General features: G+C 67.3%; 19 protein-coding genes and 1 riboswitch. Of the genes, 10 read left to right on the top strand and 9 right to left on the bottom strand.

Annotated features, from left to right (window positions below; translation table 11 throughout):
• The first annotated feature begins 38 nt into the window (after window positions 1-38).
• On the top strand, window positions 39-854 hold the full coding sequence (locus ABIB29_RS15000; RefSeq protein ID WP_354173601.1) for a class I SAM-dependent methyltransferase: 816 nt from the start codon (window positions 39-41) through the stop codon (window positions 852-854).
• 276 nt (window positions 855-1,130) lie between these two features.
• On the opposite strand, the gene opgC is transcribed toward ABIB29_RS15000, so the two are convergent.
• The gene (gene opgC / locus ABIB29_RS14995; RefSeq protein ID WP_354173600.1) at window positions 1,131-3,623 is read right to left on the bottom strand and encodes an OpgC domain-containing protein; all 2,493 of its coding nucleotides are present in this window, start codon (window positions 3,621-3,623) and stop codon (window positions 1,131-1,133) included.
• Between the two features lie 173 nt (window positions 3,624-3,796).
• Between opgC and ABIB29_RS14990 the strand changes: the two genes are divergently transcribed.
• Both ABIB29_RS14990 and ABIB29_RS14985 read left to right on the top strand, forming a co-directional pair.
• Window positions 3,797-4,348: a dihydrofolate reductase family protein gene (locus tag ABIB29_RS14990; protein WP_354173599.1), complete on the top strand. Its 552-nt coding sequence runs from the start codon at window positions 3,797-3,799 to the stop codon at window positions 4,346-4,348.
• A 77-nt stretch (window positions 4,349-4,425) separates the two neighbouring features.
• Window positions 4,426-5,049, top strand: coding sequence for a LysE family transporter (locus ABIB29_RS14985; RefSeq protein ID WP_354173598.1), 624 nt, complete (start codon window positions 4,426-4,428; stop codon window positions 5,047-5,049).
• A 46-nt stretch (window positions 5,050-5,095) separates the two neighbouring features.
• On the opposite strand, the gene ABIB29_RS14980 is transcribed toward ABIB29_RS14985, so the two are convergent.
• The 6 genes from ABIB29_RS14980 to ABIB29_RS14955 all read right to left on the bottom strand — a co-directional run bounded on the left by ABIB29_RS14980 (window position 5,096) and on the right by ABIB29_RS14955 (window position 11,748).
• On the bottom strand, window positions 5,096-6,703 hold the full coding sequence (locus tag ABIB29_RS14980) for an acyl-CoA synthetase (protein ID WP_354173597.1): 1,608 nt from the start codon (window positions 6,701-6,703) through the stop codon (window positions 5,096-5,098).
• A 43-nt stretch (window positions 6,704-6,746) separates the two neighbouring features.
• A complete protein-coding gene (locus ABIB29_RS14975; RefSeq protein WP_354173596.1) occupies window positions 6,747-8,087 on the bottom strand; it encodes an MFS transporter in 1,341 nt (446 codons plus the stop codon).
• A gap of 64 nt (window positions 8,088-8,151) precedes the next feature.
• Window positions 8,152-8,607: a MaoC family dehydratase gene (locus tag ABIB29_RS14970; protein WP_354173595.1), complete on the bottom strand. Its 456-nt coding sequence runs from the start codon at window positions 8,605-8,607 to the stop codon at window positions 8,152-8,154.
• Between the two features lie 84 nt (window positions 8,608-8,691).
• Complete coding sequence (locus ABIB29_RS14965) at window positions 8,692-9,915, bottom strand: acyl-CoA dehydrogenase family protein (RefSeq protein WP_354173594.1); 1,224 nt, start codon at window positions 9,913-9,915, stop codon at window positions 8,692-8,694.
• Window position 9,916: 1 nt separating this feature from the next.
• Complete coding sequence (locus ABIB29_RS14960) at window positions 9,917-10,810, bottom strand: amidohydrolase family protein (protein WP_354173593.1); 894 nt, start codon at window positions 10,808-10,810, stop codon at window positions 9,917-9,919.
• 2 nt (window positions 10,811-10,812) lie between these two features.
• Window positions 10,813-11,748, bottom strand: coding sequence for an SDR family oxidoreductase (locus ABIB29_RS14955; RefSeq protein ID WP_354173592.1), 936 nt, complete (start codon window positions 11,746-11,748; stop codon window positions 10,813-10,815).
• Window positions 11,749-11,872: 124 nt separating this feature from the next.
• On the opposite strand from ABIB29_RS14955, the gene ABIB29_RS14950 reads away from it, so the two are divergent.
• A complete protein-coding gene (locus ABIB29_RS14950) occupies window positions 11,873-12,352 on the top strand; it encodes a MarR family winged helix-turn-helix transcriptional regulator (protein ID WP_354173591.1) in 480 nt (159 codons plus the stop codon).
• A gap of 4 nt (window positions 12,353-12,356) precedes the next feature.
• Here ABIB29_RS14950 and ABIB29_RS14945 read toward each other — a convergent pair whose 3' ends face one another.
• Window positions 12,357-13,283 carry a S1C family serine protease gene (locus ABIB29_RS14945; RefSeq protein ID WP_354173590.1) on the bottom strand — a complete coding sequence of 309 codons (927 nt, stop codon included), beginning with the start codon at window positions 13,281-13,283 and terminating at the stop codon, window positions 12,357-12,359.
• Window positions 13,284-13,434: 151 nt separating this feature from the next.
• Between ABIB29_RS14945 and ABIB29_RS14940 the strand changes: the two genes are divergently transcribed.
• The gene (locus ABIB29_RS14940; protein WP_354173589.1) at window positions 13,435-14,016 is read left to right on the top strand and encodes a low molecular weight protein-tyrosine-phosphatase; all 582 of its coding nucleotides are present in this window, start codon (window positions 13,435-13,437) and stop codon (window positions 14,014-14,016) included.
• The gene (pabB, locus tag ABIB29_RS14935; RefSeq protein ID WP_354173588.1) at window positions 14,013-16,061 is read left to right on the top strand and encodes an aminodeoxychorismate synthase component I; all 2,049 of its coding nucleotides are present in this window, start codon (window positions 14,013-14,015) and stop codon (window positions 16,059-16,061) included. The genes ABIB29_RS14940 and pabB overlap by 4 nt, the downstream gene beginning before the upstream one ends.
• 6 nt (window positions 16,062-16,067) lie before the next feature.
• On the opposite strand, the gene cls is transcribed toward pabB, so the two are convergent.
• Window positions 16,068-17,501 carry a cardiolipin synthase gene (gene cls, locus ABIB29_RS14930; RefSeq protein WP_354173587.1) on the bottom strand — a complete coding sequence of 478 codons (1,434 nt, stop codon included), beginning with the start codon at window positions 17,499-17,501 and terminating at the stop codon, window positions 16,068-16,070.
• 145 nt (window positions 17,502-17,646) lie between these two features.
• Between cls and ABIB29_RS14925 the strand changes: the two genes are divergently transcribed.
• From ABIB29_RS14925 to ABIB29_RS14910, 4 genes are all read left to right on the top strand, one after another.
• Window positions 17,647-18,609 carry an aminodeoxychorismate lyase gene (locus ABIB29_RS14925; RefSeq protein ID WP_354173586.1) on the top strand — a complete coding sequence of 321 codons (963 nt, stop codon included), beginning with the start codon at window positions 17,647-17,649 and terminating at the stop codon, window positions 18,607-18,609.
• Between the two features lie 154 nt (window positions 18,610-18,763).
• Window positions 18,764-18,878, top strand: a riboswitch (SAM riboswitch).
• Window positions 18,879-18,976: 98 nt separating this feature from the next.
• Entirely contained in the window at window positions 18,977-19,204 is a 228-nt protein-coding gene (locus ABIB29_RS14920; protein ID WP_354173693.1) for a DUF1737 domain-containing protein, read from the top strand.
• Window positions 19,201-19,620 (top strand): rhodanese-like domain-containing protein, encoded by a 420-nt coding sequence (locus ABIB29_RS14915; RefSeq protein ID WP_354173585.1) that lies wholly within the window; start codon window positions 19,201-19,203, stop codon window positions 19,618-19,620. Before ABIB29_RS14920 ends, ABIB29_RS14915 begins: the two co-directional genes overlap by 4 nt.
• Window positions 19,621-20,829: an O-succinylhomoserine sulfhydrylase gene (locus ABIB29_RS14910; RefSeq protein ID WP_354173584.1), complete on the top strand. Its 1,209-nt coding sequence runs from the start codon at window positions 19,621-19,623 to the stop codon at window positions 20,827-20,829.
• Window positions 20,830-20,849: the final 20 nt, after the last annotated feature.

Raw genomic sequence — 20,849 nt, 5'->3', positions numbered from 1 at the left:
TTCGCGGATTTGCCGGCGCGAAGCGGTAGCGTTTCCTTATGAGTGCGCAGCAGCCTGACGATGTGTACAGCCACGGCCACCACGAGTCGGTGGTCCGCGCCCACGCCTCCCGGACGGCGGAGAACTCCGCGGCGTTTGTGATCCCGCACCTGGCTCCCGGGGTTTCGGTGCTCGACGTCGGCTGCGGACCGGGCAGCATCACGTGCGATTTCGCCGCGCTCGTCTTCCCCGGGAAGGTCACCGGACTGGACCGCTCGCCCGAGGTGATCAGCCACGCGGCGGCCCTCGCGGCCGAGCGCGGCGTGCAGAACGTCGAGTTTGTCGCCGGAAACATCTACGACCTCGACTTCGAGGACGAAACGTTCGACGTCGTCCACGCGCACCAGGTGCTGCAGCACCTCACGGACCCGGTCGCTGCCCTGCGGGAAATGCGCCGCGTCGCCAAGCCCGGCGGCATCGTGGCCGTACGCGACGCCGATTTCCACGGCATGAGCTGGTACCCCGCCGTCCCCGAGCTGGATGAATGGATGGAGCTGTACCAGCGGATCGCACGACGCAACGGCGCCGAACCCGACGCCGGCCGCCGCCTGGTCTCCTGGGCCCAGTCCGCCGGGTTCACCGACGTCGCCCCCACCAGCAGCAACTGGCTCTACGCCACCGGCCAGCAGCGCCGCTGGCAGGCCCGGGTCTGGGGCGAACGCGTGCTACATTCTGCGTTCGCGGACCAGGCGCTCGAGTACGGCTTCGCCAACGCCGCCGATCTGGCCCGGATTTCAGCCGGCTGGCACCGCTGGGGTTCCACGGACGACGGCTGGTTCCTGATCCCCAACGGCGAGGTGATCGCCCGGGCCTGACGTGCTCCGGGCGAGGCGGCCGCCTAATCCGGCAGCGCGGGGAGCGTCACGCTGGCGGAGGCCCCCCTGCCTTGGTTCTCAGTCACCAGCACGCTCACGTTGACCGGCGCAACGGGCAGCCCGTCCCGGGGGCCCCGGGGTTGCTGGCGGCGGTCCGGCCCCCGGCGTTGCGCAGGATGGGACTAAAGCCGTGCGGTTGACTGCGTCGCAGCCTCCCGCCAGGCGGGCTGTCCCTGCTCGCCGTGGCGGGCAGGATACTTCTCGGGCAGGGCCGGGTCAGCGGGGGATGATCCGGAACAAAAACTTGGTCTTGACCATCGCCCACACCAGACCCAGCACCAGCACATAGGCGCCGGTGTTCAGCCAGATGTTGCCCAGCTGCAGCGCAGGGATGTTGGCCAGGGCCAGGATCAGGAACACGTGGATGATGAAGACGTACAAGGTGGCCTGCCCCAACGGGATCAGGAACCAGCCCAGAGCCCGTTCCAGCAGCTTCCAGTAGGCGGTCAGGAGGGTGTAGGCGGTGATGACCACCAGCAGGACATTGAGCAGCCGTCCGGCGCCAAGATAGGTCCGTCCGAAATAGCCGCTGTAGAGCGTCTGATGCAGGGCATCCGGCAGCAGGGCGAGGCGGACATCGTAGGCGTTGGACAGGTAGGGGTTGGACCAGGCAAACAGTGCGAAGAGTACTGTCAGCAGCGTGCAGAAGGCCAGCACACTCTTGTGGCGGGAAAACCACTCCACGAGGGGCCGGCGGTTGTAGCCTGCGGTCAGGCCAACGACAAAGAGGACCTGCCAGACCAGCAAGGGAAAGGAATCTTCGAACTGGGAGGGCAGGACACGGATCCGGGACAGTGCCCCCACCGTGTAAAGGGCTCCGCTCACCAGCAGAACCAGCCATGCCAGCTTGCGGGACAGCGCCCACAGGATCAGGGGGCTGAGGAGCAGGAGCACAACGTACAGGCCCATGATGTTGAACTGCCACGGGCCGAACTCCAGCAGCAGGATTTTCGGGATCAGCCAGGCCGGGACCGGGAACTGCAGCAGCCCCTCCACCCCCGAATACAGGTCATAGCTGCGGCCCGCCGCCGCCGAGCCCACAGCACCGGTCCCTTCGTCAGTGAAGGCGGTCAGTACCGAGCTCTGGATCAGCGGGATGAGACTGATGACAAAGACCGTCATGACGACGGTCAGGGCGGTCACGTAGAGCTTCCAGGACCGGCCGGTTGTTTTGTCCACCACGTCCCCGAGGTTGTCCCTGACCCTTGGCCCGTAGACCATGCCCAGTACCGCCCCGGAGAGCAGGACAAAGAATTCCGCACCGGACACCGCGCCAATCGTTTCCTGGGTCAGCAACTGGAACAACGAGGTGAGGCCAACGTGGTTCACCACCACAAACAGGATCGCCATGCCGCGCAGCATGTCCACGCGCCGGTCCCTGACGTTCTCATCCTGGTAGGCCCACGACCGTGCCGCCGCCCAGCGGAAAGGGAGCACCCATAACACGGTGGCCAGCGCCAGACCCGCCGCAGCAGCCAGCCACGCCCAGCCACCGGAGATTATTTTGCCGCCCGATGCGCTGTTGGCAGCGTTTCCACCCTCGCCCGTCGCCGCGGTGCCCGTCAGGAAGTGGGACCCCTCCAGCCCGTTGGCCAGCGTCGAGGTGGTGCCCGGGTCCGCCGTCAGGCGCCAGTCGATGGCCACCTCACCGGATACGCGCAGCTCAACTGTTTCGTTCCACAGCACTGCCCGAATGTGGTTATATCCGGAGACCGGGGAAGAAAGTACCTGGCTCAGCCAGGCACTTTTAATGTCTTCTTCCGCGGGTCCGCCGCTGGCCGGGCTGTAGAAGGCCCCCGTTTCCAGCAGCAGGGGCTTGGCCCTGTCCACGGCATAGCTGGCGTAAAAGTTTGAGTCCACCGCGGTCTGCACCGGCTGCGCGGGTCCCAGCATGCGGGTAAGACCGTCCACGGCAGGGAGAGTGTTGACCGGCGGCCCGCCGGCTGAGTCGTCATGGAACGCGGACAACCCGACCCAGTCCACCGCGTCGTCCCCGGGGTAGTAGGGCGCGTAGGCCGCGTCCGCAAGGTTCCAGACGCCGTCGGAATTCGTGTCCAATGCCTCGAAGCCCGGGCTGCCGGGCTGCGCAGCGTCCGGTGCCTGGACGAACGGGTAGCCCCTTCCCTGGAACGGCGACCAGACCATCAACGGCTCGTCCAGCTCTCCGCGCATGGCGGCAGCCACGGCACGAAATGCCCCAATGTACTCAACCGGCTTTTGGCCCCAGGCCGTCCAGCCCGCATTCATGTCGGGGGCGAATCGGATGTAAAGCTGGCCCTTGAACCCGTCGGCCATCACTTTGATTTCCTGCGCCAGCTCAGCTGAGGTCACCGTGTCGACCTGCGCCAAGGGAACGCGCGGATTAACGGTGATCAACGCATCGGCGCCTGCGGACCCCGCCTGTCCCAGGAACTGCGGGATGAATCTCTTTTCGTCCTCCCGAACGGGCATCGACAATTCATGGGCGTAGAGAGCCGCCGGTTTCCCCAGGCGCCGCGCATACTGGGCGGCCGAGTCCGTCGACCAGTCAAGCTGCACCCCCCACGCCGGCCCGGTGCCCGCCTCCGCAGCAGGCTCGCGGTCCGCCGCTTCAGCCGCGTCGAAAATCGGGCCTGGCCCGCTGGCCTGCGCCGATGCACCGGAAACTGCCGCGAACGTTGGGACCAGAAGCAGGAACAGCAGGAGGGATAACGCGCGGCGCAGGTTCACAGTCGCAATAGTAGCCACCCCTGGTGCTGGAGCCCCTTTCAGACGCGGAACAGCAGGGATGAGACAGCGGGGCCCCCAGCGGGCCTGCGGCTGCTCCGGATTTCAACCAGCCATTCCCTACCCTCCGGTGTGCCGCTAGGGTGCTCTAAAAGACCCAGCGGCGAGGAGAAACGATGCGCAACGTGACGGCCGGCCTGTTCAGTTCCGTGGATGGTGTGGTTGAAGACCCGTTCCGCTGGCAGTTCGACAGCTTCGACGAGGAACTCGGGGCGGGGATGGGTCAGATGATGGGCCGGATCGATACCGGACTCCTGGGCAGGGTCGGGTACCAGCAATGGGCGGACTACTGGCCGAGGGCCGACACGGACGCCGATTTCGGGGGGTTTATCAACCCGCTGCCCAAATATGTGGCTTCCCGGACCCTGGCCGGAAACCTGGAGTGGCAGAATTCGCGGCTGATCGAAGGCCCGCTGGAGGGCTTCTTCGCGGACCTGAAAAAGGGCGACGGCGGCGACATCGGGGTCTTCAGTAGCATCTCGCTGGTCCGCCAGTTGCTGTTCGCCGGTCTGCTGGACAATCTGATGCTGATCGTCCATCCGGTGATCGCGGGCAGCGGCCGGCGGCTCTTCAACGACGGCGATCCCCTCACCCGGCTTGAGCTGCAATCGTCCGAGCAGACCAGCAAGGGCAACATGATTCTCAGTTACGGTCTGCGCGAGGGCTGACTGCGGGCGTCAGGCGCGGCCGCGGCCGCCGTCGTCATCAAGCGAACCGGCCGGCGCAGGGACCGTAAACTGAACCGGTGCAACCCTCCCTGTGGCTGGCCCTGGCGGGCGCCGGCGTCCTGATCAGCTTCACGCCCGGTGCGGGCGCCATCAACACCATGAGCAATTCCCTGAATTCCGGCTTCCGGCGTTCCATCTGGGGCATCCTGGGCCAGCAGGCCGCGCTGGTGGTGCACATCGTGATCGTGGCCCTCGGCGTCGGGGTGCTGGTGGCGAGCTCGCCGCTCGCGTTCAACGTGATCCGCTACGCCGGCGCCGCCTATCTGGTTTACCTGGGCATCCGGCAGTTCCTGCATAAACCGGACCTGGACCAGGAGAAGGCCGCCGCGCTGCGCAACGAGCCGGCCTTCTCCATGTTCCGCCGCGGCCTGTGGGTCAACCTGCTCAATCCCAAGGCCGTGGTCTTCTTCCTGGCTTTCATGCCGCAGTTCATCCGGCCCGAGCAGCCGCTGCTGCCGCAGTACCTGGTCCTGTCCGCGACCGTGATCGTGATCGACATTCTGGTCATGTGGTTCTTCTTCGCGGCGGCGGCCAAGTCCTTCCAGCGCTTCACCCACGACGCCCGCGGCCAGCTGATCCTCAACCGCACGTTCGGTGTGCTGTTTATGGCCGTCGGCGTCCTGCTGGCCGCGATCCACTAGGCGCCGCGGCAGCGCTTCCTGGCGCCAGATACCGCCCGCGGGCCCGTCAGACGGCGCCGGACGTCAGTTTTCGAAGATCCGCCTTCCGGATCTTTCCGCTAGCGGTTCGGGGCATTTCTGCCACAAAGACCACGGACTTGGGTATCTTGTAGCGCGCGAGCCTGCCCTCCAGGTGGGCGCGCAGCTGCTCTTCGGTCAGCCCCGCCCCCTCGCGCAGCAGCACCACGGCCCGCGGCACCTCGCCCCACTTCTCGTCCGGCACGCCGATCACCGCGACGCTTCCGACGGCGTCGAGCTCGGCGATCGCCTGCTCCACCTCGGCCGGGTAGATGTTCTCCCCGCCGGAGATGATCATGTCCTTGAGCCGGTCGGAGATGAAAACGAAACCGTCCGCGTCCTTGTAGCCCATGTCACCGGACTTGAACCAGCCGTCCGGGGTGTAGGAATCTGCGGAGGCATCGGGCCGGTTCCAGTACTGGTGGATGACGTTGGGACCCTTGATCTGGAGCTCCCCCACCGTTCCGGGCGCGGCGGAGCCCGCCGCCGGGTCCAGAGGATCGGCCACCCGGACATCGGTGAAGAAATGCGGCAGCCCCGAGGACCCCGCCTTGTCCAGGGACCGGGCGGCGGGCAGCGTGGTGGCGCCGGGCGCCGTCTCGGTCATGCCGTAACCGTTGGAGAACCGCAGGCCGCGCCGTTCGTAGGCCTCCAGAACCCGCATCGGCACGGCGGAGCCGCCGCACGTCAGTTTGTTCAGCGAACTAAGGTCCGTGTGGTCCCAGTCCGGATGCTCACACAGCATCTGGTAGGTGGTGGGCACCCCGCTGATGGTCGTTGCACGGTGCCGCTCGATCAGCTCCAGGGTCCGGCGGGGATCGAACTTGGCCTCCAGGACCACGGTGCCACCCTTCAGGAGAGTGGGCAGGACGCCCATGTCCAGGGAGGCGACGTGGAACATCGGGGAGATCATCAGGGCCACATCGGAGGAGGCAAAGTCGAAGTCGACCAGCACGTTAAAGCAGTTCCACGTGATGTTGCCATGCGTCAGGAGCGCCCCCTTCGGGTTTCCCGTCGTTCCGGAGGTGTAGAGGATCATGGCGGCGTCATCCAGGCCGACGGACTCATCCGGGGGCAGCGCCGCGCCGGAGGCGATCACGGCCTCAAAAGCCTCCACGGCGGTTCCCTGGGCAGCACCGCCGCCGACAATTCCGCTGCCGTTAGTGCCGCCGCCGGGCACTGATTCGTCGGGCACTGTTGAATCGTCGACGACGACCCGCCCACCCACCGCGGTCCCCGCCGAGCCGCGCTCCGCGAGCCCCGCGAGCGCCGCCGAATGGACCAGCAGGACAGCCCCGCTGTCCAGGAGCTGGAACTGGATTTCCGGCGGCGCGAGCCGGGTGTTCAGCGGAACGAAGACCGCGCCGGCGAGTCCCGCGGCGAACAGGGTCTCAAGGAAAGCCGGATCGTTCTCGCCGAGGTAGGCCACGCGGTCGCCCTTGGCGACGCCGCGGTCCCGTAAGGCGTTGGCGAGCCGGGCGGAACGGTCCGCGAACTGCTCGTAGCTGAGCTCCCTGTCCCCTGCGATGACGGCGGTCTTGATGCCCGACTTCGGGCGGCGCCGTTGCAGCCACGAGCCGATGCCAAAATTCTCCACGACAAAATCCTTTCTAGTTAGACGGTAGCGCCAGCGGGCCGGTTTAGGACCCGACAGTGGTCAGATCGTTGTTCTTGGGCTCGCGCGTCAACAGGATGAACACGATCGACACGACGGACATGATGGCCAGGTACGCGATGACGGATGCCGTGTTCTGTCCGGAATCCTTGAAGATCTGGGCCACGATGGCCGGCGTGAACCCGGCGCCGAGCAGCGTGGCGAGCTGGTAGCCGAGCGAGGCGCCGGTGTAGCGGGAGGTGGTGCCGAACTGCTCGGACACGAAGGCGGCAAGCGGGCCGAACAGGGTGGAGTGGATCATGAGGCCGATCGCGAAGGCCACGAAGACCAGCCCGATGTTGTTCGAGGCCAGGAGCTGGAACATCGGCGTGAGGTAGAGGATGAAGAGCACCAGTCCGCCGATCATCACAGGCCGCCGGCCGAGCTTGTCGGAGAGCCGGCCGCCCATGACCACAAAGATGATGGACACGAAGGAAGCTGCGGCGAAGGCGTACAGCACGCCCTGCCGGTCGGCGCCCTTGGACACGGCGTAGGTGACGGAGAACGTCGCCATAACAACCTGCAGCCCGAAGCCCGCCGCACCGGCCAGCATGGTGAAAATGAGGGTCTTGGGCCGGCGGAGGACCTGCAGGAGGGGGATCTCTCGCCGGACGGGCGCCGCTTCCTGCTCCGCCTTTTCCTGTTCCAGTGCCGCCTTGAAGATGGGGCTTTCGGAGACCTTGAGCCGGACAAACATGCCGACCCCCAGCAGGACGAAGGACAGCAGGAACGGCACGCGCCAGCCCCAGGCCAGGAACTGCTCGTTGGGCAGGGCCGCGAAGGCACCCATGACAAGGGTGCCCAGCACCGCGCCGGTGGGGGCGCCGGCGTTGACGAACGAGGCCGCGAAGCCGCGCTTGCCCGATTCCGAGTGCTCCAGCGCCATGAGGGCGGCGCCGCCCCACTCCCCGCCCACGGCGATGCCCTGGCAGACGCGGAGGAACACAAGCATCACGGCACCCCAGGCTCCGGCCACTGCGGCGCCGGGCACCAGCCCGATCAGGGTGGAGGCGATGCCCATGACCAGCATGGAGACGATCAGCATGTTCTTGCGGCCGAGCCTGTCCCCGAAGTGGCCGAAGATGATGCCGCCGACGGGCCGCGCCACGTAGCCGGCGGCGAACGTGCCGTAGGCGGCGACAACGCCCACCCACTCGTCCATGCCGGTGAAGAACACCTTGGGAAAGACCACGGCTGCGGCCGTGGCGTAGAGCAGGAAGTCGTAATACTCGATGGTGCTGCCGAGATAGCTGGAGGCGATGACGGTCCGTGCTTCACGGCGACGCGTAGCCGCGTCCATGGCCTGCAACTGCGAGATCTGGGACATCGTTGTTCCTTGGGGCAGAAGGGATGGTGGGTGGGCCTGCTGACGGAGACGGCCGGGACGCGGCCTACTTGTAGAAGCGGGCGAGGAATTCGGCCACGACGGCAGGGCGTTCCTGGCCTTCGATCTCGATTGTGTTGGCCACTTTGATCTGAGCGCCGCCCTTGACCTCGGTGACCTCGGCAATGGTGGCCCGCATGCGGATGCGCGAGCCCACTTTGACCGGGGAGGTGAAGCGGACCTTGTCGAGTCCGTAGTTGACCTTGGTGGTGACGCCGTCGACGTCGAACAACTCACCCCAGAACGGGATGATGAGTGAGAGGGTGAGGAAGCCGTGCGCGATCGGGGCGCCGAAGGGGCCGTCCTTGGCGCGTTCCGGGTCCAAGTGGATCCACTGGTCATCGCCGGTGGCATCGGCGAACTTGTTGATTTGTTCCTGGGTGATTTCGCGGTACTCGGTGACGCCGAGATCGGTGCCGGCGAGGGTGAGTAGTTTGTCGAAGTCGACGACGAGGTTGGGCAACTTGGGCTCCTAGTGATGGTGGATGGAAAGGGACGACGGCGGGACCCGGGTGGGCGGTCCCGCCTGAATCGGTGGAGTGAAGGGTCAGTGGGTGAAAGCGCTGTGGCCGGTAAGGGCGCGTCCGATAATCAGGGCGTTGATTTCGTGCGTTCCCTCATAGGAATAGACGGCTTCGGCGTCGGCATGGAACCGGGCGACGTCGGTCTCGAGAGTGATGCCGTTACCGCCCACCACTTCGCGGGCCAGCGCCACGGTTTCGCGCATCAGCAGGGCGGTCTGCATCTTGGCGAGGGCCGAATCCTGGTCCCGGTAGATGCCTTTGGCCTGCTGCTCGGTCAGCCGGACCACGAGGGACAGGGCCGAGGTGACGTTGCCGAGCATCCGGGCGAGTTTCTCCTGGACGAGCTGGAAGGACCCCAGCGGCCGGCCGAACTGCTCCCGCTGCGTGACGTAGCGCAGCGCGGCTTCGAATGCGCCGGCGGCCATGCCGGTCGCGATCCAGGCAACGTCGGAACGCATGGCCCGCAACATGGCGGCCACGTCGCGGAAGGAGTTGACGTTCTGCAGGCGCATTGCCTCCGGGACGCGTACCTCGTCGAGGGTGATGTGAGCGTTCTGCATCATCCGCAGGGCCGTTTTGCCGTGGATCTTCTGTAGGGTCACGCCCGCCGCTTGGCGGTCCACGAGGAAGGCCTTAACCTGCCCGTCGGCCTCGTCGCGGGCGAACACGGCGAGAACATCGGCGGTGGCCGCTCCCCCGATCCAGCGTTTGGCGCCGTTGATGACCCAACTGTCCCCCTGCCGGCGGGCGCTGGTGGCCAGACCGCCGGCGATGTCCGAGCCGGATTCCGGCTCGGTCAGCGAGAAGACCCCCTTGAGCGAGAAGTCGATGACCTTGGGCATCCACTCGGCCTGCTGTTCGGCCGAGGCACCGACCCGGATGGCGGTCCGGAACAGTCCGGCCTGGGCAGTGTAGAACGTGGCAAGCGATGCGTCAGTCCGGGCCAGTTCGAAAATCCGGAACCCCTGGTAGATCCCCCTTGCCGGAGTCTGCCCTGCACCCGGCGCGCCGGTCAGTTCGGCCGGCTCCATGAGGTCCAAGTCGATCAGTGGCCGCGCCAGCTGGTCCGGGAATTCGCCGCGCTCCCAGTAGTCGGCGAGCACCGGCCGGGCCTCTTCATCCAGGAAGGTGCGCAGCCGGCCCAGGACCCGGCGTTCGGCGGGGGTGAGCAGGGACTCGGCATCGTAGAAGTCGCAGATGCCGTAGAGCCGTTCCTGCGCGGCGGCGACGGGTGTGTCCACGCTCATCTCAACCCTCCAGCCCGAGCAGGCGCACGGCGTTGTTCTTGAGGATTTTGGGTCGGACCTCGTCCTTGAGCGGCAGGTCCGCGAAGGCGCCCAGCCATTTCTGCGGGGTAATCAGCGGGAAGTCGGTGCCGAACAGCACCTTGTCCTGCAGCACCGAGTTGGCCATCCGAACCAGCGACTCCGGGAAATACTTCGGGGACCAGCCGGACAGATCGATGAAGACGTTGGACTTGTGGGTGGCGATCGAGTTGGCCTCGTCCTGCCACGGCACCGAGGGGTGGGCCATGATGATCTGCAGCTCCGGGAAGTCCGCCGCCACGGCGTCGAGCAGGAGCGGGTTGGAGAAGGCCAGCTTGATGCCATAGCCGCCGGGGAGGCCCGCGCCCATGCCGTTCTGTCCAGTGTGGAAAATGGCTGGCAGGCCGAGGTCCTGGAGGGTTTCCCACAGCGGGTAGAACTGCTCATTCGAGGGGTCGAAGCCCTGCAGGCTCGGATGGAACTTGAACCCGCGCGCGCCCAGGTCCACGGCCTGGTGCTTGGCGCCCTGGATAGCCTCGGGGCCGGTGCGCGGGTCAACGCTGCCAAACGGAATCAGCACGTCGTTGTTCCGCGCCGCCCCGGCAATGAGGTCGGGGATGCTGTTGGGCTCGTGCTTGAGCTGGGTGCGGGCGTCGACGGTGAAGACGACGGCGGCCATGTTCAGTCCGCGGTAGATCTCCGCGATCCGGTCCAGCGACGGCGTCCGGTCCTCGGCCTTGAAGTACTTGGCCGAGGCTTCGGTGAGCGCGGCGGGCAGGGATTCGTGGCCGTGGCCGTCCACTTCGAGGTGGACGTGCATGTCGATTGCGTCGAGCTTCGCGGCGTCGATGCCGAGTTCGTAGCGGGCGGCGGCCATGGTCAGCGGGCCTCGGCCGGTTCGGGCTTCAGCTCTTCCGGCAGGGGCAGGAATTCCTCGCCCACGCTCTGGAACTTGTCGCCGAAGAGGGCAGTGAAGTTCTCCACGAGGTCCTGGTAGCCCCAGCCGCCTTCGCGGTATTCGGTGGCGGCTGCCTCGGGATGGGTCCAGACCTGCAAGCGGTCGCCGCCGGCGCCGATCGCCTGGCCGGTGATTCCGGAGGCCGCGTCGGAGGCGAGGAACGCCACCAGCCCGGCGACGTCGTCAGCTGTGCCGAAGCCGAGGTCCTGGCGGAAGAAGGCCGGCATGGCCTCGCCGCGTTCGTCGGCTTCGACGGCCTTCTGGAAGTACGGGACGGTTTTAGTCATGGCGGTGGCTGCCACCGGGATGACAGCGTTGGCCGTGACGCCGGCCTTCTTCATCTCCAGCGCCCAGGTGCGGACCATGCCCACGATTCCGGCTTTGGCGGCAGCATAGTTGGTCTGGCCGAAGTTGCCGCGCTGGCCGGTCGGCGAGCCGATGGTGATGATGCGGCCGGGGATGCCGTGCTCCTTGAAGTAGCCGAAGGCCTCCCGGGCGCAGGTGAATGTGCCGCGCAGGTGGACGTTGATCACTGCGTCGAAGTCGTCGTCCGTCATCTTCAGCAGGCTCTTGTCCCGCAGGACGCCGGCGTTGGTGACCAGGATGTCCAGCCGGCCGAACTCCGTGACGGCTGCCTGGACGAGCTGCCTGGCAACCTCGGAGCTGCCCACCGGGGCGACGACGGCGGCGGCCCGGCCGCCGTCGGACTGGATGGTCCGGACCGCTTCGGCGGCGACGGCGGCGTCCACATCATTGACGACGACCGCGGCGCCCTGACGGGCCAGCTCCCGGGCGTAGGCCCGGCCGAGGCCCCGGCCGCTTCCCGTGACGATTGCTACTTTTCCTGACAGACTCATTGCCGCTCCTTTGCTAGCTGCCTTGTGCATCCGGCCCTGCGGCGTGGGATGCTGTTCTGTATCCATGAAATTATGGATAGTTGAAAAAGTCAATGATTTATTTCTTGGACTATTGGAGTTGGATATGGCCACCGATGTTGATGATGCGCCGGGCACCGAACCGGCAGAGAAACTTGTGGCGGCCCCCATCAGCCAGGACGCCGGTTTCCTGCTGGCCAAACTGCATGCCGCCGGCTCGGTCCTGAACAACCGCGCGCTGGCCGGGTTCGGCCTCAAGGAGCGTTCCTACTCGGTCCTGGCCCTGGCCAACAGCGATCTGGAGCCCACGCAGCGGGAAATGGCCGAATTCCTCAGCCTGGATCCCAGCCAGATCGTCGCCTTGATCGATGAGCTGGAGAAGCGCGGGCTCGTGATGCGCGCGCCCGGGAAACAGGACCGGCGCGCAAAGATTGTTTCGGCCACGGCAGAGGGGTCTTCAGTGTTCCGGCAGGCCGAGGCCGCCGCCCGGGAGGCTGAATCGGCAGCACTGGCCGGCCTGAGCGACGCTGAGGTCGGCGAGCTGAAGGGGCTGCTCCGCAAGGCGCTCTGGAACCGGGGCGCCTAGGTTCCTAGCCACCCGCGCGAAGGCTCGGGAGCAGCGCTTTCACCGTGTCCGCCGCGATGGCGAAGCTGATCCCGTTCACCGTCGTCTGCGAGGTGGGTGTGGCCACCATGGTGTTGACGCCGATCACGTGCCCGCCGCTGTCGATCAAGGGTCCGCCGGAGTCGCCGGAGCTGATCGGGGCGTCGGTCTGGAGCAGGTTTGTCAGTCTGCAGGTGGTGCCGAGGCCGGTATCCGCGACGGACGTCCGTCCGGTCGCTGAGATGATCCCGGTGGTGACGCTCGGACCGCCGTCCAGGCCCAGCGCATAGCCGATGGCTATGACAGGGTCACCGGGCACCGTGGATCGGGAGTCCCCGAGCTCCAGCACGGGCAGGTTCTTCACGCCACTGACCTTCAACAGCGCCAGGTCGTTTCCGCAGTCCGAGCCAACGATCCGTGCCGGGTGTTGGCCCCCGCCGTGGAACGTCACGGTCACGGCCGAGGCTCCGCTGACCACGCCGGTGACAAGGTGCGCGTTCGTAATGACCTCACCGGTGCTGCCAATGACAATCCCGGTCCCCTGCGCCATCACCCGGCCGCCGCCGCTGGGGTCCAGCAGGGGGTTGGACGGGCTCGTCGTGGCTTTCACGGACACCACGGCGGGAAGCGCGGCGGCCAGCAGAGCCTTGATGTCCACGGGGTGATCGGACACCGCGCCGTTCGCGGAGATGTACCGGTTCACGATGGTCTCGGCGCCCCAGCCGGTGGCACGCGCCACGAGCAATGCGGCCCCCGCCCCCACGAGCGCGGTCACCATCAGCATCGCCAGCAGCGGGAAGAAACCGAACACGTACCGCCGGGTCCGCAACACAGTGTCCGGGGCTTCCGCCGAACGAGGCGCCGCCGCAGTTACCGCAGAAACCGGAGGTGGCACATTTGTTCCCAGCGTCATGGGGACATGCTCCCCCGTCCGCACCTGGACGGGTAGGGGCAAAGGCCCCGCCGCACTCATCGTGACAGCATGAGATACCAGTGTGACAAAATCTGTAATATCCGATGCCCGGAAACTAGCCAAGCGGACCCGCATCCTTCATGCTTGCACTATGACCCCAACGTCGAGCCAGTACCGGATCATCGCGGTCTGCACCGGAAACATCTGCCGGTCCCCGATGGCCGAGCTGATGCTGGCGGAGGCCATCGCCGCCGAAGGCCTGTCCGGCGCCGTCGTGGACTCGGCCGGGACCACGGCCTATGAGGTGGGCCGCCCGATTGACCCGCGGGCCGCCCGCAAGCTCAACGCCCACAGCATCTCTTCGGACCGTCACGTGGCCCGCGAATGGGAGGCGGACTGGTTCCGGCACCGCGAACTCATCCTGGCCCTGGATGTGGACCATTTCGGCTGGCTGCAGCAGACGGCACCGGACCGCGAGTCGCTGTCCAAGATCCGCATGCTGCGCAGCTTTGACCCGGCCGTCGCGGGCAAGGACCCCCTGGACCAGGGCATCGAAGACCCCTGGTACGGCGGGCACGCGGACTTCGACCTGACCTGGAACCTGATCCACGCCGCGCTTCCCGGGATCGTGGCGCACGTCCGGGCCGAGCTCGCCCGGCGTCGACGGCCGGACGGGCAACAACCCGGCAGTGATCAACCCAATGCAGGGCAGCCGGTACGCTCTATTTCATGAGTCCCGCACCCGTCATCATCGCCATCGACGGACGATCCGGCGCAGGCAAGACCACCCTGTCGATCGAACTGGCGGCACGGCTCCGCGAGCACCACAAGGTTTCCCTCTTCCATCTTGAGGACATCTACCCCGGCTGGAACGGCCTCGCGGCAGGCATTGAACGCTATGTCTCGACTGTCCTGGCCCCGCTGCACCGCGGCGATCCGGCCGAATGGGTCAGCTGGGACTGGAACGCGCACTACGACGGCGACACCCGCACCACCCAGCCCGCCGAAATTGTCCTGGTGGAGGGGGTAGGGGCCGCCGCGGAGGCCGCCCGTCCTTTCCTGGCCGCGGCCATCTGGGCGGATTCGCCCGAACATGACCGGCGCAGCAGGGCCCTGGCCCGCGACGGTGAAAGCTACGAACCCTACTGGGATGAGTGGGCCGCCCAGGAGCAGGCCTGGCTTTCCAAGGACGACGTTCCCGCCCACGCCGATATTCGGGTGCTCAACCTTGCTGACGGCGCCGCTCCCGCGGAAGTGCTGCAGGCCCTCCAATACCTGCCGGCGCTGGCCCCGGCGCTCCTCCCCGAAGTGGGTGCCCGCCGCGGCCTCGAGCTCCGGGCCGAACGGATCGACGCCGTGCCGGACCCGGCCCGGCTGTTCGAATCCCTCTTCGGCCGCTCAGCCAACGCCGTCTGGCTCGACTCGTCCCTCGCGCCGGACGCCAGCGCCGCGGCGGAACGCAGCCGCTTCAGCATCCTGGCGGACGACGGCGGCCCGTTCGGCCAGTCGGTCCGGCACAACTCGGGCACCACCCGGGTGAGCGTCGGTAACGCCAGCGTCAGGACCGAGGGGCCGTTCTTCCGCTGGCTCGACGGGGTCTGGGGCCGCAGTGACCTCCGCGCCCCGGATGACTACCCCTGCGATTTCACCCTGGGCTGGCTGGGCTACCTCGGCTACGAACTCAAACGTGAGACCGGCGGCAGCGACGTCTCGGCCGAATCCCCCGACGCCAGCCTGCTCTTTGCCGGCCGCGCGGTGGTGCTGGACCATGTTGAAGGCACGGTCTGGCTGCTGGCCCTGGACACCGCGGACGCCGGCGACTGGCTGGAGGCCGCCCACGCGGCCACCGCGGCAGCATCCGTGCCGGCGGGAGCCGGCGGCAGCGGCGCCGTCGAGCCATCCGCCCCCGGCCATGCCCCGGACTTCGCCGCCCGGGATTCGGAAGCCGCCTATAAATCCAAAATCACCCTGGCCCAGCACGAGATCGCCGAAGGCAACACGTACGAGGTCTGCCTGACCACCGCCCTGGCAGCGGAACTGCCGGCCGGCTTCCTGGACCCGCGGCAGGCCTACCTGGCGCTGCGCCGCAGGAATCCCGCCCCGTTCGCGAGCTACCTGCGGTTCGGGGACCTCACCGTGGCGAGCACCTCGCCGGAGCGTTTCCTGCGGATCACGGCCGACGGCGGGATGCGCGCGGAGCCGATCAAGGGCACCCGGCACCGGGACGCGGACCCCGCACGGGACGCGCTGCTGCGCCACGACCTGGAGTCCTCCCCGAAGGACCGCGCCGAGAACATCATGATTGTGGACCTGCTACGCAACGACCTCAGCCATTTCGCGGTGCCCGGTTCGGTGTCGGTCAGCCGGCTCTGCGCGATCGAAAGCTACGCCACGGTCCACCAGATGGTGAGCACCATCGATGCCCGGCTCAAGCCCGGGATGCCCCGGGCCGAAGCCGTCGCGGCCTGCTTCCCGGCCGGTTCCATGACCGGCGCCCCCAAGGTCAGCACCATGGCCATCCTGGACCGGCTCGAAGGCGCTCCCCGGGGGGTGTACTCCGGCGCGATCGGCTATTTTTCGCTCAACGGCGCGACCGACCTGGCGGTCGCGATCCGCACCCTCGTCCTCACCGAGCAGGCAGGGGGCGGCACCGGGCTCAGCCTCGGCGTCGGCGGGGCGATCACCGCCGATTCCTCGCCGCAGGAGGAGTACGAGGAGATCCGCACCAAAGCCTTCGGGGTGCTCTCGGCGCTCGGCGCGGAGTTCCCGCCCGGCTGATGCCGGTTACTGCAAGGTCGCCGTCAGCCGGGCGACGTTGTCCACGTATTTGACCCCCATCGGCCGCTTCATCCAGTCCTGGAGCGTCAACTCGCGCGAAATGTCCCGGTACGTGTCCTCGACGGCGCTGATCCGCTGCACGATGTCCTCACCCAGAAGCATCACCGAGACCTCAAGGTTCAGCGAGAAGGAGCGCATATCCATGTTGCTGGAGCCCAGCACGGCCACCTCGTTGTCGATGGTGAAGTGCTTGGCGTGCAGCACGAACGGGGCCTTGTACAGGTAAATCCGCACCCCGGCTTCCAGCAGCGCCTCATAGTAGGACTGCTGGGCGTGGTGGACCAGGAACTGGTCGCCCTTTTCGGAGACGAAGAGTTCGACGTCGACCCCGCGCTGCGCCGCCGTCGTCACCGCATACAGCAGCGAATCATCGGGGACGAAGTACGGGCTGCAGATCGAGATCTTGCGCTGCGCCGAGTAAATCAGCGTGTTGAAGAGCCGCAGGTTGTTTTCAGTGATGAAGCCGGGGCCGCTGGGCACCACCTGGGCGGTGACGTTCCCGGCGTGCAGTTCGGGCCGGTGCGCGAGCTGGCCCTCGAGGGATTCGTCGGTTTCACTGAGCCAGTCGGTGGCGAAGACGACGTTCAGCGTGGTGACGATCGGTCCGCGCAGGCAGGCCATCAGCTCGACCCACTCGCGGCCGATCTTGCGGTGCCGGGAGTTGTTGTAGGAGGGCTCGATCAGGTTCTGCGACCCGGTAAAGGCGATCTCACCGTCGATCACCATGATCTTGCGGTGGTTGCGCAGGTCCGGCCGCCGCCATTGCCCGTGCACGGGCCGCAGCGGAAGCATGGGCCGCCAGCGGATCTTGCTGGCCTTGAGCCGGGCGATCAGCTTGCTGTAGCCCTGGATGCGCAGGGTCCCCAGGTGGTCGAACAGGACGCGGACTTCGACACCGCGTTCGGCCGCCGCCTCCATCTCGGTCAACAGCTCATCCGTGACGTGGTCCGAGCTCAGGATGTAGAACTCGGCGTTGACGAACGACTTCGCCTCCCGGACGGCAGCCGCCATCGCCTTGATCGAGTCCGGGTAGCCGGGCAGGAGCTCCACGTGGTTGCCGTCCACCATCGGCAGCGAGCCCAGCGTCTTGTTCAGTTCCGCCGCCGAGGACACCCATTCCGGGCCCTCGTAGCGGCTTTCCACCATCGCCAGATCGGAGGCCCCGGCGCGTACCCGGGTGTTCACGGCGTCCTGTTGCGCCCGGCGCTTGCGGGAGAGCCGGAAGTTGCCGAAGAGCAGGAAGAGGACCAGGCCGACGGCCGGAACGAAGAAGATGATCAGGAGCCAGGCCATAGCCGTAGTGGGACGGCGGTTTCCGGGGATGATGCCGAGGGCCAGGACCCGGATGGCGAGGTCAACCACGGTCAGGATCAAAATCATCCAGGACGGGAGAGTTTCCGTCAGGGAAAATGGCCACAACACAGACGAACCCCTCAAGTTCCAGACCCGCGGGACAGTTCCGGAACGGGCAACGGTCAAATCCTATCCCGCAGCCCGCCGCAGTGAGCCGCACTAAGCTGAAGCCATGACTTCTCCTGCTGCCGCTCCCGCCCCTGTCCCGGTGCTGGTCTTCCTGGATCCGGCATTCGACGGCGGCCGGCTGGCCGATGCCACCCGGCCGCAGCTGATGGCGACGGACCAGGGCGCCACCCGCGGCGACGGGGTTTTCGAGTCGCTGCTTGCGGTGGGCGGGCAGCCCCGCAAGCTCCAGGCGCACCTGGACCGGCTGGCCGGGTCGGCCCGGCTGCTGGAGCTGGACATCCCGGCGGAGGAAACCTGGCGCCGGGCCATCGCGACGGCGATCGGCGAATTCCGGCGCCAGCACGTGCCGGGCGCCGGGACCGTCGAGGACGACGAGCTTGTGGTCAAGCTCCTCGTGACCCGCGGCGTCGAAGGCGCGGGCACGCCCACCTGCTGGGTCCAGGCCTCCGCCCCCGGGTCCGCCGGGAGGCGCCAGCGCGAGACCGGCGTCGACGTCATCCTGCTGGACCGCGGCTACGACAGCGACATCGGGGAACGGGCCCCGTGGCTGCTCATGGGCGCCAAGACTCTGTCCTACGCCGTCAACATGGCCGCGCTCCGCTACGCGCATGCCCAGGGTGCGGACGACGTTATTTTCACCTCCGCGGACGGCCGTGTGCTGGAGGGTCCGACGTCGACCGTGTTGCTCGCGCACCTGGAGACCTCCGACGACGGCGCCGGCGGGGTCCGCACCGTCCGGCGGCTGATCACGCCCCAGCTGGACAGCGGGATCCTGCCCGGCACGTCGCAGGGTGCCCTGTTCATCGCGGCCAAGGCCGCCGGCTGGGAGCTGGGCTACGGCCCGCTGGAGCCCCGCGACCTGTACGACGCCGACGCCGTCTGGCTGATCTCCAGCATCCGGCTGCTGGCGCCCGTCAACCGCATCGACGGCAAGGAAATCGGCACCCCCGAGCTGCGCCGGCAACTCACCGCAGAGCTCAACGCGCTCTACGCCACGATCGAGTAGTCCTCCCCGCCTCCAAAGCAACGCGGGGTCACCTAGCGCCCATGCGGGGCCGCCGGATGGGCCGTATCTGACCCCGCGTTGCTGGGAGGAGCGTTACTTAACATGACGACGGCGGCGGTGCGGGCCGGCGTCGCAGGTGTTACGTTTTTTGGTGAGTAATGAGAACCGGCGCCAAGCCCTGACTGGCCGGTCGGCAACCCTCCCTTTCGCGGCGGGGTGCCTCAGGTGAATACTCGGCATATCGACCATTCGAGCTGCAAGCGTGAAAGAAAGAAGGAGATCCGTCGTGCCTGACGCGTCCGCCCCCGCTGTCCCCGGGACAGCACCCGCCCCGTCCCCCGCAGTCCCCGGTGCCGCCGAGGAAAAACTGGCCTACCGCCTGTTCACCGGCCCCGATGACCGCGCCTTCTGCGAGCGCGTCTCGGCCGCCCTCGCCGAGGGCTACGTGCTGCACGGCAGCGCGACCGCCACCTTCAACGGCAGCAGCGTCATCGTGGCGCAGGCCGTCGTGCTGCCGGCGGCGATCGCCAGCGCCGATGCCGCCGTCGCCAACGCCGTGGATGACCTTGAGTTCGACGGCGGGGGCCACGCGTGAGCTACGCCGGGGACCTCAGCCCGCAGGAGGCCTGGGCCAAGCTGGAGGACGGCGCCATCCTGGTGGACGTCCGCACCGAGGGCGAATGGGCCCACATCGGCATCCCCGACACCGCGTCCGCGGGCAGCAAGCGGAACGACCCGCTCTTCATCCAGTGGAACCTGGCCGGCGGCATCCCCAATTCGCAGTTCGTTGAGCAGCTGAAACTGCAGGCTCCCGGGGGCGAAGGCACCGAGCTGGTCTTCCTTTGCCGTTCGGGCGCCCGGTCCGTTGCCGCGGCGATTGCCGCGACGGACGCCGGTTTCGTCTCCTACAACGTTCTTGAGGGCTTCGAAGGCGAACCGGACCGCCACGGCGAGCGGACTGTCAACGGCTGGAAGAACCGCGGCCTGCCCACCAACCTCGGAGAGCACTAAGTGACCTTCAACCCTGATGCCGCCGGCTGGAGCGCCGACACCCAGGCCGTCCGCGGCGGACTCGACCGCACCGGCTTCCAGGAAACGTCCGAACCGGTCTTCCTGAACTCCGGCTTCGTCTACGAATCCGCAGCCGCCGCGGAGCGCGCCTTCACCGGCGAGGACGAGCGCTTCGTTTACTCCCGCTACGGCAACCCCTCGGTGGCCACTTTCCAGGAACGGCTCCGGCTGCTCGAAGGCACCGAGGCCTGCTTCGCGACCGCCTCAGGCATGTCCGCGGTCTTCACTGCCCTCGGCGCCCTGCTGGCCGCCGGCGACCGGGTGGTCGCGGCCCGTTCGCTGTTCGGATCCTGCTTCGTGATCCTCAACGAAATCCTTCCCCGCTGGGGCGTCGAGACGGTCTTCGTGGACGGCCCGGACCTGGAGCAGTGGCGGTCGGCGCTGTCGGAGCCCACGACGGCGGTCTTCTTCGAGTCGCCGTCGAACCCGATGCAGGAAATCGTGGACATCGCCGCCGTGAGCGGGCTGGCGCACGCCGCCGGGGCGACGGTCGTCGTGGACAATGTCTTCGCCACCCCCCTGCTGCAGCGCTGCGGGGAGCTCGGCGCCGATGTGATCGTGTATTCCGGAACCAAACACATCGACGGCCAGGGCCGGGTGCTCGGCGGGGCGATCCTGGGCACCAAGGAATTCATCGAGGGCCCGGTCAAGCAGCTCATGCGCCACACCGGCCCGGCGCTCTCCGCCTTCAACGCCTGGGTGCTGACCAAGGGGCTGGAGACCATGTCCCTGCGGGTGAACCACTCCTCCGCCTCCGCGCTGCGGCTGGCCGAATGGCTGGAACAGCAGCCCGCGGTCAGCTGGGTCAAGTACCCGCTGCTGCCGTCCCATCCGCAGTACGATCTGGCTGCCCGGCAGATGAAAGCCGGCGGCACCGTTCTGACCTTCGAACTCTCCCCGTCCGCCGGTCGTTCGGCGAAAGAGGCCGCGTTCGCTCTGCTGGATGCGCTGCGGATTATCGACATCTCCAACAACCTGGGCGATTCGAAGTCCCTGATCACCCACCCGGCCACCACAACGCACCGCGCCATGGGGCCCGGGGGGCGGGCGGCGATCGGGCTCAGTGACGGTGTGGTGCGCCTCTCAGTGGGCCTTGAGGACCTTGAGGACCTGACCCGCGACCTCGGCCAGGCGCTCAAGCAGGTCTAAGACTGTTCCGGCCCGCGGTG

The organism is Arthrobacter sp. UYEF36 (assembly GCF_040547025.1).
Taxonomy (GTDB): domain Bacteria; phylum Actinomycetota; class Actinomycetes; order Actinomycetales; family Micrococcaceae; genus Arthrobacter.
This window is presented reverse-complemented; position numbering and strand designations above follow the sequence as displayed.